The organism is Amycolatopsis sp. cmx-11-12 (genome assembly GCF_046269425.1).
Classification (GTDB): domain Bacteria; phylum Actinomycetota; class Actinomycetes; order Mycobacteriales; family Pseudonocardiaceae; genus Amycolatopsis.
In genome coordinates, this window is the sequence record NZ_JADNQM010000003.1 from 110,558 (window position 1) to 123,434 (window position 12,877).

At 68.2% G+C, this 12,877-nt stretch carries 10 protein-coding genes; 7 read left to right on the forward strand and 3 right to left on the reverse strand.

What is annotated here, in order from left to right:
• Positions 1 to 303 precede the first annotated feature (303 nt).
• A complete protein-coding gene (locus tag ACLARN_RS05070; RefSeq protein ID WP_409490110.1) occupies positions 304 to 498 on the forward strand; it encodes a hypothetical protein in 195 nt (64 codons plus the stop codon).
• Positions 499 to 706: 208 nt separating this feature from the next.
• Here ACLARN_RS05070 and ACLARN_RS05075 read toward each other — a convergent pair whose 3' ends face one another.
• Positions 707 to 1,318 carry a TetR/AcrR family transcriptional regulator gene (locus ACLARN_RS05075; RefSeq protein ID WP_409490111.1) on the reverse strand — a complete coding sequence of 204 codons (612 nt, stop codon included), beginning with the start codon at positions 1,316 to 1,318 and terminating at the stop codon, positions 707 to 709.
• A 31-nt stretch (positions 1,319 to 1,349) separates the two neighbouring features.
• Here ACLARN_RS05075 and ACLARN_RS05080 point away from each other — a divergent pair, with 31 nt between their 5' ends.
• The 5 genes from ACLARN_RS05080 to ACLARN_RS05100 all read left to right on the forward strand — a co-directional run bounded on the left by ACLARN_RS05080 (position 1,350) and on the right by ACLARN_RS05100 (position 9,361).
• Positions 1,350 to 2,543, forward strand: a complete 1,194-nt coding sequence (locus tag ACLARN_RS05080; protein ID WP_409490112.1) for an erythromycin esterase family protein — start codon at positions 1,350 to 1,352, stop codon at positions 2,541 to 2,543.
• A gap of 33 nt (positions 2,544 to 2,576) precedes the next feature.
• The gene (locus ACLARN_RS05085; RefSeq protein WP_409490371.1) at positions 2,577 to 3,476 is read left to right on the forward strand and encodes a S8 family peptidase; all 900 of its coding nucleotides are present in this window, start codon (positions 2,577 to 2,579) and stop codon (positions 3,474 to 3,476) included.
• Between the two features lie 88 nt (positions 3,477 to 3,564).
• On the forward strand, positions 3,565 to 6,942 hold the full coding sequence (locus ACLARN_RS05090; protein WP_409490113.1) for a pyruvate carboxylase: 3,378 nt from the start codon (positions 3,565 to 3,567) through the stop codon (positions 6,940 to 6,942).
• Positions 6,943 to 7,065: 123 nt separating this feature from the next.
• On the forward strand, positions 7,066 to 7,860 hold the full coding sequence (locus ACLARN_RS05095; RefSeq protein WP_409490114.1) for an arginase family protein: 795 nt from the start codon (positions 7,066 to 7,068) through the stop codon (positions 7,858 to 7,860).
• A 220-nt stretch (positions 7,861 to 8,080) separates the two neighbouring features.
• Positions 8,081 to 9,361, forward strand: coding sequence for a PucR family transcriptional regulator (locus tag ACLARN_RS05100; RefSeq protein ID WP_409490115.1), 1,281 nt, complete (start codon positions 8,081 to 8,083; stop codon positions 9,359 to 9,361).
• Between the two features lie 121 nt (positions 9,362 to 9,482).
• Here the strand turns inward: ACLARN_RS05100 and ACLARN_RS05105 are convergent, their stop codons facing one another.
• Positions 9,483 to 10,859, reverse strand: coding sequence for a DUF6801 domain-containing protein (locus ACLARN_RS05105; RefSeq protein WP_409490116.1), 1,377 nt, complete (start codon positions 10,857 to 10,859; stop codon positions 9,483 to 9,485).
• A 70-nt stretch (positions 10,860 to 10,929) separates the two neighbouring features.
• Positions 10,930 to 11,556: a DUF6801 domain-containing protein gene (locus ACLARN_RS05110; protein WP_409490117.1), complete on the reverse strand. Its 627-nt coding sequence runs from the start codon at positions 11,554 to 11,556 to the stop codon at positions 10,930 to 10,932.
• 345 nt (positions 11,557 to 11,901) lie between these two features.
• Between ACLARN_RS05110 and ACLARN_RS05115 the strand changes: the two genes are divergently transcribed.
• The gene (locus tag ACLARN_RS05115; protein ID WP_409490372.1) at positions 11,902 to 12,816 is read left to right on the forward strand and encodes an RCC1 domain-containing protein; all 915 of its coding nucleotides are present in this window, start codon (positions 11,902 to 11,904) and stop codon (positions 12,814 to 12,816) included.
• Positions 12,817 to 12,877 lie beyond the last annotated feature (61 nt).

Here is a 12,877-nt window from a genome sequence, read left to right on the forward strand (position 1 = left end):
GGCGACGGGCCCCTCGGCATGCCCGGACCCCAGACGTGCCCACCAGCACCGAGTCTTGCCGGTCTCAGACCTTGATCAACGGAGAATGGGGGACGTTCAACGTTCTATTGCGGGGTAAGGCAAAGGTGATGCCGGATGGGGTGTGTGGAAATAGGGACGTTGAGCCTGGATCCACCGGTGTGGTTGGGGTGTGTCCGGGTACGCAAATGCCCTCTGGCTTGGGATGATTGTTCTTGCGACGGAACAAAAACCACCTAGCGAGAGGGCATCTGCTGGATGCGATCATCTCATACCCCCTCGGCAGTGTCGGTGAGGTTCGATGATGCGGGGCTCGTGTCGTGCGCAGGGCTGGTGCCGGTGCTGCGGCTGGTCGAGGACATCGGTCTCGGCCAGTTGATCGAAGGCCGGGTTGACCTGGGGATTCCGGTCGGCGCGAAGGCGTTGTCGGTGGTGGCGGGCATGGTCGCCGAGGCGGATTCGATCGAGGACCTGGATTGAGTGTCCCTATTTCCACACATCCCTTCTGAATCTGGTGGTCACCGGGACTGTCGTGCGGGACTGTGAGGGACCCGGCCTGGCAGCGGGGACGGCCACTGGCACCCCGCCAGAACCCGAAACGCCACTCGCGATCACCCTGGTCGACTCGCCGCCTCGACTCACGCAAGTAGTCGACTGCTCGCGGCCGATCACCTCCGCAAGTAGTCGACTAAATGCGCGCATCCCGCACAAAAGCGCCTTCCCGCGCCGCGACAGCCACCGCCCGGGCTGTCACTCGCGCGTCCGCCACCGTGACCCCCTCCCGCGACAAGAACAGCCGGTAGAACATCGGCCCGCACACCGCGCGCACCATCTCGTCGCCATCCGTGCCGGGAGGAACCTCGCCCCGCGCGACGGCCCGCTCCGTGATCGGCGCCATCCGCACATGCCGGTCCTGATAGAACTCGTGGAGTGCCTCGGCCGCCGGTGGCGACTGGAAGGCCGCCAGTACCGACGCCGTCGGCAGTTCCTTCAGTGCCGGTTCGGTGAAGTACCGCACCACCTCGGCGGCCACCTCGTACAGGTCGTCCTCGAGAGATCCGGTGTCGGGCGCCTTCCAGTCGTCCTCCGCACCCATTTGCAGCGCGGCGGCGACGAGGCCGTCCGCTGACGACCACCGCCGGTACACCGTCGTCTTGTGCACGCCGGACCGCTCGGCGACCGCGTCCACGGTCAGTTCGCTGAAGCCGCGTTCGGCCAGCAGGTCGAGGGTGGCGTGCAGGACGGCCAGGCGGGTGCGTTCGGTCCGCCCGCCGGGGCGCTGGGTACCGGAGGTTGCCAATTGCTACTCCTGTTGCGTTAGTCTGCTCAGTATGTCAGACCCAGCGAAGATCGCCGAACTCATCGGGGACGCCAAGATTGTCGCCATCGGTGAGAACAACCACCACATCCACCAGTTCGGTGACCTGCGCAATCGTTTGCTCCGCCACCTCGTCGAACACCACGGCTTCCGCGTGGTCGGTTTCGAGTCCGGTTTCGCCGAGGGGAAGCTCGTCGACGACTGGCTGAACGGCGCTCCCGGCGACGTCGCCGACGTCGGCCGCGACGGCTTCACCTTCTCGCTCGGAGAGTCGCCCGAGGCGCACGAAATGCTGACTTGGCTTCGCGAACGCGGCGACGTCCGGTACTTCGGCCTCGACGTGCCGAGTTCCGCGGGCTCGCCCGTTCGGTCGCTGGAAGCCGTCCGCGCCTATCTGTCCACTGTGGACGGGTCGGCGAAACGACTGGTGGACGAGGCGATCGAGGCGACCGCGGGGTACGCGTCGGTCAGCAGCGCGGAATCCCCGGCCAAGTACGCCGCCCTCGACACGGCCGCCAGGGACAGGGCCACCGCCGCGCTCACCAGGCTCAAGACACATCTCACCTCGTTGCGCCCGGTGTACGGCAACACGGCCGTCGCGGAGCACCACGCCAAAGGAGCGCTGCGTCTCGACACCTATCTCGCCGAGGTGGCCGCGATGATGTCCGGCGACGCTCCGGCCTTGCAGAGCGGTTCGCGCGACCTGTATCTGGCCGAAACCGTGCGGCTGATCAGGCGGCTGCACGGCGACGACACGAAGATCGTCGTGATGCTCCACAACGGACACTTGCAGCGTGTGCCGTTCTCGCCGTTCCCCGGGCTCACCTCGCCCTCGGCCGGAACACATCTCGCGGCCGAGTTCGGTGACGACTACTTCGCGCTGGCGCTCACCGCGGTCGAGGGCGAGACCACCGGCCTCAAGCCGGATCCCGCCGCGCGGCTCGGGTTCACCGTGTACCGCCAAGAACTCGACGCACCGGCGGACGGCAGCGTCGAAGCCGAGGGGCCCGGGCTGGTGAACCTCCGCACGCGACGCGGAACCGAGGGGCCCCAGACCATCCGTCACGCGCACATGTTCAACGCTGTCGACGTCGTCAACGCCTTCGACGCGCTGGTCTGCTTCCCGGAATCGACGGTCAGCGGACACCTCCGACAGGACCCAGCCGATCGAGTGGTTGAGGTTGCCGCCCGCGGGTTACAGGCGTAGGCCCAAGGCATGTTCATTCGACTGGTACGGATCATGGCCGCGCTGCCCCTCTTGGTGCTTCTGGCGCAACCAGCCTCCGCGACGGAAGTCCAGCAGAACCCGCCGAACTGGGGACTGGACCGGATCGACCAGCGAACGGGCCTCGATCAGCTCTATCACTACAAGACCGACGCCAAGGACGTCACGGTCTACGTGATCGACAGCGGCGTCGACGCGGCGCATCCGGATTTCGACGGCAGGGTGAAGCCGGGCAAGGACTTCCTCAACGGCGGCACGGACACCTCCGACACCAACGGCCACGGCACCTACCTGGCCGGGGTCGCCGCGTCGAGGACGTACGGCGTCGCGAAGGCCGCGCAGATCGTCCCGGTCCGGGTGATCGACGCGCAGGGCGGCGGGTCGACGGACAAGATCATCGCGGGTATCGACTGGGTGACGCAGAACGCACAGCAGCCCGCGGTCGCCGTCCTCGGTATCGGCGGTAAGGCCAACGACCAGCTCGACACCGCCGTCCGCGCGCTCGCGGCGGTCGTCCCGGTCGCCCTTCCGGCGGGCGGCGAGGCCACCGACGCGGGGCAGTTCTCACCCGGCAGGGTGACCGAAGCGCTCACCGTCGGCTCGACCGACGCCAGCGACCAGGTCGGTTCCACCTCGAACTACGGCGAGGTCGTCGACCTGTTCGCTCCCGGCGTCGACGTGCCGGGACCCAACGCCGGGGGCAGCGGCGACCGGGTGCTCAGCGGGACGTCGTCGGCCGCCGCCCACGTCGCCGGGGTGGCCGCGCTGTACCGCGCCCTGAACCCCGCGGTCTCCGCGGCGGACGTCGCGAAGGCGCTCGTGGACACCGCTTCGGTCGACGTGCTGACCGGGGTCCACGCGGGTACCGCGAACAGGTTGCTCCAGAGTCCGGGCGCGCAACTCAAGCGGGGATGACGTCCATCACCTGGGCAACAACTCCCGCCCTCCGGGACCGAACAGGTAACGTGCCTCACCTACCGATCCGAAGATGGGAAGGACCGGCATGTTCCGCAAGGTACTGGTCGCCAACCGGGGTGAGATCGCCATCCGCGCGTTCCGCGCCGGATTCGAGCTCGGCGCGGGCACGGTGGCTGTGTTCCCGCACGAAGACCGCAATTCGCTCCACCGGCTGAAGGCCGACGAGGCCTATGAGATCGGCGAACCCGGTCATCCGGTGCGGGCCTATCTGTCGGTCGAGGAGATCGTGGCGGCCGCCAAGAAGGCGGGCGCGGACGCCGTCTATCCCGGCTACGGCTTCCTCTCCGAGAACCCGGACCTCGCGCGCGCGTGCGAGGAAGAAGGCATCACCTTCGTCGGACCGAGCGCGGACATCCTGGAGCTGACCGGGAACAAGGCCCGCGCGGTCAAGGCCGCGCGCGAGGCCGGGGTGCCGGTGCTGGGCTCCTCCGAGCCGTCCTCCGACATCGACGCGCTGATCGCCGCGGCCGAAGAGATCGGCTTCCCGGTCTTCGTGAAGGCCGTCGCCGGTGGCGGGGGACGCGGGATGCGCCGCGTCCAGGACCCCGCGCAGCTGCGCGAGTCCATCGAGGCCGCCGCGCGCGAGGCCGAGTCGGCGTTCGGCGACCCGACGGTGTTCATCGAGAAGGCCGTCGTCGAGCCGCGTCACATCGAGGTCCAGATCCTCGCCGACGGCGAGGGCAACGTGATCCACCTCTACGAGCGCGACTGCTCGGTCCAGCGGCGGCACCAGAAGGTCATCGAGCTGGCCCCGGCGCCGAACCTGCCGTCCGGACTGCGGGATCGGATCTGCGCCGACGCGGTCAAGTTCGCCCGCCAGATCGGCTACCGCAACGCCGGCACCGTCGAGTTCCTGCTCGACAAGGACGGCAACCACGTCTTCATCGAGATGAACCCGCGGATCCAGGTCGAGCACACGGTGACCGAGGAGGTCACCGACGTCGACCTCGTCCAGTCGCAGCTGCGCATCGCCTCCGGCGAGACACTCGACGACCTCGGGCTCTCGCAGGACAAGGTGTACCTGCGCGGCGCCGCCCTGCAGTGCCGCATCACCACCGAGGATCCCGCGAACGGCTTCCGCCCGGACACCGGGATGATCAGCGCGTACCGCTCGCCCGGCGGTTCCGGCATCCGCCTCGACGGCGGGACCGCGTTCTCCGGCACCGAGATCAGCGCGCACTTCGACTCGCTGCTGGTGAAGCTCACCTGCCGCGGCCGCGACTTCAAGACCGCCGTCGGCCGCGCCCGCCGCGCCGTCGCCGAGTTCCGGATCCGCGGGGTGGCCACGAACATCCCGTTCCTGCAAGCCGTCCTCGACGACCCGGACTTCCGCGAAGGGCGTGTCACGACCTCGTTCATCGAGGAGCGCCCGCATCTGCTCACCGCGCGCCATTCGGCCGACCGCGGGACGAGGCTGTTGACCTACCTCGCCGACAAGACGGTCAACAAGCCGCACGGCGAGCGTCCGCGCACCCTCGACCCGCAGGTCAAACTGCCGAAGCTGCCCAAGGGCCTCGAACCGGCGCCCGGCTCGAAGCAGAAGCTCACCGAACTCGGCCCGGACGGTTTCGCCCGCTGGCTGCGGGAGTCGCCGACCATCGGCGTCACCGACACGACCTTCCGCGACGCGCACCAGTCGCTGCTCGCCACCCGCGTGCGGACGAAGGATCTGCTCGCCGTCGCGCCGGTCGTCGCGCGGACCACGCCGCAGCTGCTTTCGCTGGAGTGCTGGGGCGGCGCGACCTACGACGTCGCGTTGCGGTTCCTCGCCGAGGACCCGTGGGAGCGGTTGGCGAAGCTGCGGGAAGCGGTGCCGAACATCTGCTTGCAGATGCTGCTGCGCGGCCGGAACACGGTCGGCTACACGCCGTACCCCACCGAGGTGACCCACGCCTTCGTCGAGGAGGCGACGGCGACCGGGATCGACATCTTCCGGATCTTCGACGCGCTCAACGACGTCGAGCAGATGCGGCCGGCGATCGAAGCCGTCCGCGAGACCGGTTCCGCGGTCGCCGAGGTCGCGCTCTGCTACACCTCTGACCTCTCGGACCCGGCCGAGAAGCTGTACACCTTGGACTACTACCTCAAGCTGGCGGAGCAGATCGTCGGCGCGGGGGCGCACGTTCTGGCCATCAAGGACATGGCGGGCCTGCTGCGGGCGCCGGCGGCGGCGCGGCTGGTTTCCGCGCTGCGCAAGGAGTTCGACCTCCCGGTGCACATCCACACGCATGACACGGCCGGTGGCCAGCTGGCCACCTACCTGGCCGCGATCCAGGCCGGGGCCGACGCCGTCGACGGTGCCGTCGCGTCCATGGCGGGCACGACCTCGCAGCCGTCGCTGTCGGCGCTGGTCGCCGCCACCGACCACTCGGACCGGCCGACCGGGCTGGACTTGCAGGCCATCGGCGACCTGGAGCCGTACTGGGAGAGCGTGCGCAAGATCTACGCGCCGTTCGAGGCGGGGCTTTCGTCGCCGACCGGTCGGGTGTACCACCACGAGATCCCCGGCGGCCAGCTGTCGAACCTGCGCACGCAGGCGATCTCTCTCGGCCTCGGCGAGCGGTTCGAGGACATCGAGGCGATGTACGCGGCCGCGGACAAGATCCTCGGGCATCTGGTCAAGGTCACGCCTTCGTCCAAAGTGGTCGGTGACCTCGCGCTGCACCTCGTCGGCGCGGGCGTTTCGCCGTCGGATTTCGAGGCGGAGCCGAACAAGTTCGACATCCCCGACTCGGTGATCGGCTTCCTGCGCGGCGAACTGGGCGACCCGCCCGGCGGCTGGCCGGAGCCGTTCCGTACCAAGGCCCTCGAAGGCCGCGCGAAGCCGAAGCCGGTGCAGGAACTGTCCGAAGAGGACCGCAAGGGGCTGGCCGAGAACCGGCGCGCGACCCTGAACCGGCTGCTGTTCCCCGGGCCCACGAAGGACTTCGAGGCGCACCGCGAGCAGTACGGCGACACGTCGGTCCTGCCGTCGAAGGACTTCTTCTACGGGCTGCGCCCGGGCGAGGAGTACTCGGTCGACCTGGAAAAGGGTGTCCGGCTGCTGATCGAGCTGGAGGCCATCGGTGAGGCCGACGAGCGCGGCCTGCGCACGGTGATGTCCACCCTCAACGGCCAGCTGCGCCCGATCCAGGTCCGCGACACCTCGATCGCGTCCGACATCCCGGCGACGGAGAAGGCCGACAAGTCCGACCCGAAGCAGATCGCCGCGCCGTTCGCGGGCGTGGTCACGTTGCAGGTGTCCGAGGGCGACGAGGTCGAGGCGGGTGCGACGGTCGCGACCATCGAGGCGATGAAGATGGAGGCGTCGATCACCGCTTCCACCGGCGGCAAGGTGTCGCGGCGCGCGATCAACGCCGTCCAGCAGGTCGAAGGCGGAGACCTGCTGCTGGTCCTGGAGTGACGTGAGCCGAAGGGGACTTTCACCGCTCCATCCATGCCCCCGCCACCACCCTCAACAGAGGCGCTACGCGCCCAGCCCTGATTCAATGCGGGGAAAGTCCCCTTCAGCCACTAACGTGGTCGGGTGCTGATCAACGCCGTACCCCAGTTTCAGGGCGCGCTGACCGAGCGTGCGCCCGACTTGCCCGAAGGTTGCGTCGCGCTCGCCGAGCTGGCGGGGCACGTCCTGGGCGTGCCGGTGCACCACATTCGCCAGACCCGTGAGACCTCGCCGGTCGTCGACGGTGTCGCCAACCGTGCCGTCCTCGTCGGTGAAAACCGGGCGGCGCAGCTCGCCGCGCTGGAGGCGCCGGGCGGGCCGGTGCTCACCATCGGCGGCGACTGCGGTGTCGAACTCGTCCCGATCGGGGTCGCGCGCTATCGCTTCGGCCCCGGTCTCGGCGTCGCGTGGTTCGACGCGCACGCGGATCTCAACACCGCGGAGACGTCGCCGTCGGGCGCCTTCCACGGCATGGTGCTGCGGTCGCTGCTCGGCGAGGGCGACCCGGATTTCGCCGCGAACCCGCCGGTCGAACCGGGCCGGGTCGTCCTCGCCGGGACGCGGGTCTTCGACGAGGCCGAGCAGGCCGCGGTCGATCGCGGGCTGGTGGTCGAATCCGCCGATGTCGCCGCCGGGCTGGCCGGCGCGGACAAGGTGTACGTCCATCTCGACCTCGACGTGCTCGATCCGGGGGAGTTCGACGGCCTGAACTACCCGGAGCCCGGTGGCTTGACGATCGAGCGTCTGGTGGCGATGCTTCGCGGGCTGAGCGGCTTCGAGGTCGTCGGTGCCGGGATCACCGAATGCGCGGGCATCGAGGTGCGCGTGCTGGAGCCCGTGCTCGAAGCACTCGGGGAATTGCTCACCGGCAGGCCGTGACGCTCCGTATTCATCGGCCGTTCGTACGTATCGCGCGAGGCGTTTGCCGGGCACTTGTCATCAAAATTCAGGGATGACCGGTGATTTTGTCACGATGGTGACAAGAAATCGGTTTCTTCTGCGGAAGGTGACACATTCACGAGCGAGTTCGCGATGTGTTCGTTGTCACCTCACGACGATTGTGCGGTGCGCGGACGCTGGGCGGAGCAAAGGAGCTGCGATGTCGTTGGAGCGCGGAATCGAACACACTCCGTCTCCGGCCGCGCTGCCGCGCAAACTCGCCGACATCCTGAGACCGGAGTTGGGCAGTCTCGCCAACGAGATCGTCGACGAGATCCGGGCGACCATCCCCGCGTACGCGCGCCCGCTCGACGGGCCCTACGGCAAGTCGATCCGCGCGGGCGTCGAGTACGCGATCACGCTGTTCGTCGCCCAGATCGCGGACCCCACCGTCTCGAAGGAACAGTCTCACGAGGTCCACCATCGGCTCGGGCAGAACGAGATGCGCGAAGGCCGCAGCCTCGACACCTTGCAGTCCGCCTATCGCGTCGGCGCGCGCGTCTCGTGGCGGCGCATCATGCGTGTCGGCCGTCGCAGCGGCCTTTCGTCCGCGGTGATGTCGCAACTGGCCGACGCCATGCTCGCGTTCATGGACGAACTCGCGTCCGTCGCGCTGGACGGTTACCTCGAAGCCAAGGCGCGCACGGCGGGTGCCTTGGACACCTGGCGCCGGAAACTGCTGCACCTGGTGCTGGAAACCCCGCCCGCGCCGGCGAAGGCGATCGCGGAACTCGCGCAGCTGACCGGCTGGACGGTGCCCGAGCGCGCGACCCCGGTCGTGCTGCATCCGGTCAACGACACCGTCAGACCCCGGCGGCACAACGTGGTCGATTCGGACGTCCTCGCCGAACTCGACTGCACTGAGCCGCGTCTTCTCATCCCCGGTGAGATCTCCGGCGCCCGCCTGACCACCTTGCAGGCCGCGCTGCCGGACTACCGGCTGTCGATCGGCCCGTGCCGTCCGCTGGACTCCGTCGCCGATTCGCTGCGCTGGGCACGCGAAGCCCTGCACCTGTCCGAACGCGGGATCATCCCGGCCCGCCGGGTGATCCGCGCCGAAGAACACCTCGCGACGCTGCTCGTGAACGCCGATGCCGCGCTGACCTCCCAGCTGCGCGACCGCCTGTTCGCCCCGCTCGCCGAGATGACCGGGAAACAACAGGAACGGCTGCTCGAAACCCTCCGTGCCTGGCTCGACAGCCAGGGCAACGTCGTCGACATCGCCGAGCGGCTCCAGGTGCACCCGCAGACCGTGCGGTACCGCATGCGGCAGCTACAGGCGACCTTCGGCAAGCACCTGCGTGACCCGGGGGCACGGTTCGAAATGGAACTCGCGCTGCGGGCGGGGGTCGCCCCTGCCTCGGCGCCCGCCGGTTACGCGCTGCCGGAGGTGCTCCCGGTGCCGCGCAAGAGTCCACAGTGGACGCCGAGCGGGTCTTGATCCTTCCGGCGCTGCCGAGTCCCGGATGCCATGAACGGCCCGTTACTTGCAAAATTTGCAAGTAACGGGCCGTTCATGGCACGCGGCGGGTGCGTGGGAGGGACGGTGTCGCCGCTGTCCCTCAGCGGCGGGCCACCGGCGGATCCACGTTGGGACACTTGCGTTCCAGGTCCCACGGCAGGCCGATCTGGTTGATCCCGACACATGCCTGGTTGCCCGGCCCCGACGCCATCCCGGTCAGCAGCGAGTCGAGGTCTTCCTTCACTCCGCAACCGGAGAACGCGGGCAAGGTGAAGTCCTTGTAGGCGGGGTCCTCCCACTGCGGATCGGTGCGCACGACGCCGCCGGTGAACATCCCGTACTTCTCGCCGCGAAGATTGATCTTGATCGGCTCGGCCGTGAGGCAGTTGCCGCCGACGTCGAGGCCGACCCCGTTGACGGTGACCTCGCTCAGCTTCCCGTAGACCTTGAGCGGAGTGAGGACCGTCGAGCTCCCCGACGGCTCCGGGATCGCCACACCGTCGACGTCGATGATGTGGTTGCCGGTGGCGTGGTCCTCGGGCAGCAGTTCCATGGTCGCGCTGATCGGGACGAAGCCGAAACCGAGGAACGTCAGACGGCTCGGCGGCATGATGAGCGAGCCGGTGACCTTTCCGGGCCCCTCGGTGTTCTCCAGGTCGACTTCCCAGACCGCGTTGATCATGATCGCGGGTTTCAGACGCGCGAACGCGCCGAGTTTCGTGATCGACGAAGTGCCCTGCAGTTCGAACGGCTGCAACGCGATGGGATACAGGCCGCTGGCGTGGACGTCGTCCGCGGCTCGCGTGCCGGCCTCGGGCTTCTTCTGCTCACCGGGCTTGCCGGACTGTGGCTTGGGTTTCCCGAGGGGCAGCAGCGCGACACTGCCGAGCAGGGTGTCCTGGTCCGGGGCCTGGGTGCAGGTGATCGGCTTGAGCGGTGTTTCGGCGGCGGTCAGCGCCAGGGACGGTACGCCGGTGCTCAGCCGCAGTTCGGACGGCACGTTCATCAGGATTTCGGGAACCTTGCCCGTCGCGACCAGCTTCAGTTCGCCGGTGGCGGGTATCTTCGTCGCCGGGATCGTCAGGGACACCGGTATCGGGGTCTTCTTGTCCCCGTTCGCGGCCGTGAGCTCGACGGTCGCTCCACCCGCGACTTCGGTGGCGGCCCCGAGTGCTCCTTCACCGATGGTGAAGGTCAGGGAGAAGTCCTTGACCCGCACCGGTTTTCCGGTTTGGACGACTTTCGGCAACGTGGCCTTGGTGTCCACTGTGACCGGTCGCTCCCCGACGGGATCCGGGAAGACGCAGGTGTTGGCCAGGGTCCGCTGCGCGGCGGCCTCGCCCTGCAACGGCGTCGTGGGCGGTGCCGTCGGATCGGTCGCCGCTGACGAGGCCAGCGCGCCGTTGACCCCCGCGAGCAGGATGACGCCCGCCAGAACGGGAAACCTCCCGAGTGCCCGGCGAACCTGCTGTGTCATAGGGGGTCCTTTCGTGTCATACGATGGAGCCCGTGCGGGGCGGGCGTCCCCGCCCCGCACGGATGGTTCATCAGGTGATCGGGATCGCCGGGCTGAACGCTCGGTTCTGCGCCGGGTTGGTGTTCTTCACGGTGCAGTTGAAGTTCCAAGCGGTCCAGGTGCCGTCCTTCTTGTGGAAGTCCAGCGGCGCGTTGATCGTGGTGCCGAGCGAGGCGGTCGACGAACCCGGCGTGCCCGCCGTGAACGTCGGGACGCCGGTGCCCGCGTCCTGGACGATGTTGAACGTCCGCGGCCCCGGCACGTACGGGTTGATCTGCGTCGGAACGTTCAGGTTCGTCACCGTCGCCGAAGCGGGAGTGGCGTTGGTGACCGTGACCGGCATGTTCGCCTTGCCGCGGACGCCGTCGTAGTTGGCGGCGTTGAGCAGCGCGTTGATGGTGGCGTTGATGGTGGCCGAGCCCCCGACGGACGCCGGGGTGAAGGTACCGCCGGACGCGACCGAGTCGGGTCCGCTGAAGTTGGCCTTCACGTCCAGCTGCTGCTGGCCGATGCCGGGGAAGTTGCACATGTACGCGACGCTGCCGGTGGCGTAGTTGGTCACGGCCGCGGCGGTGCCCGCGGTGAGCACGGCGACCGCGCCCATCACGATGCCGGTGGTGGCGACGCCTGCTGACAACTTGCCAAGTCTACGGGACATACCTGTCATCTCCTTTGATCCAGTTTACGTCTCGGGCGGCTTTCCCCATGCGCCTTTCGGCGGATTTTTCTGATCAAATATGCTCGACTTGAGCGGCTTTCTCGGTGGTGGGGTAAACCGAGGTTACCCGCGAGTTATGTACGTAACAAGGATTCATGTCGACATGTTTCAGAGTGGGCGAGGAGCCCGTTCTTTCTTGTCAGCCTGCGCTGAAAGCGATTATGAAGTTTGTCCGCCGATGACAAAGACGAGGCCGATCGGCGGAACCGGGCTAACATTTCGCGCATGGCTTCAGTCAATCGACTATCCACGACACGGCGCGTGACGACCACCGCGATAGCCGTAATGATCGCCACGGTTTCCCTTTCCGGTACCGCCGACGCCGCACCGACCGGCGAAGCGCGGCCGTGGGGGAGCAATGACTATGGGCAGGGGACCATTCCCGCCGCGGCGCTGGGGGCGAGCGCGGTTTCCGCTGGCGCGCTCACCCACCTGGCGCTCAAGGACGGCGGCGTCATCGCCTGGGGCAACGACAGTTACGGCCAGGCCACCGTTCCGGCCGCGGCCACGTCGGGCGTCTCCGCGATCGCGGCGGGCTGGGCGCACGAACTCGCACTCAAGAACGGCGGCGTCATCGCCTGGGGCAATGGCTTCTACGGCCAGAATGTGGTCCCGGCCGCCGCGACCTCGGGGGTCAGGGCGATCTCCACCAGCGCGTACTTCAACCTGGCGCTCAAAACGAACGGCAGCGTGCTGAGCTGGGGTTCGAGAACCGCTGTTCCCGCGACGGTTTCGTCCGGTGTCACGGCGATCTCGGCAGGCGGCGACCACGGGCTCGCGCTCAAGAACGGCGGCGTCGTGGCCTGGGGCAGCAACGGGAAAGGCCAGATCACCGTGCCCGCGGCGGCCGCGTCGGGGGTGTCCGCGGTCTCGGCCGGCTTCCGGCACAGCATCGCGCTGAAGAACGGTGGCGTCATCGCGTGGGGCGACAACGGCTACGGCCAGGCCACGGTTCCACCGGAAGCGCAGTCCGGCGTCGTCGCCATCGACGCCGGTTTCAACCACAACGTGGCGTTGAAGTCCGACGGGAGCGTCTTCGCCTGGGGCAGCAACGTGAAGTCGGAAAGCCGGGACACCAGCACCGAACCGCCGACGGACTTCTGGAAGTTCTCCGGCGTCTGCGTCCCGGTCTACGCCGTTTCCGCAGGTGACAGCACCGGGGTGGCTCTGGTGGACCCGGCCGCGCCGTACTTCTGCTGACCGTCCGTGAAGGCCTCCTTCCCTACCTTGAGGGTAGGCAAGGAGGCCTTCACGGACTTGG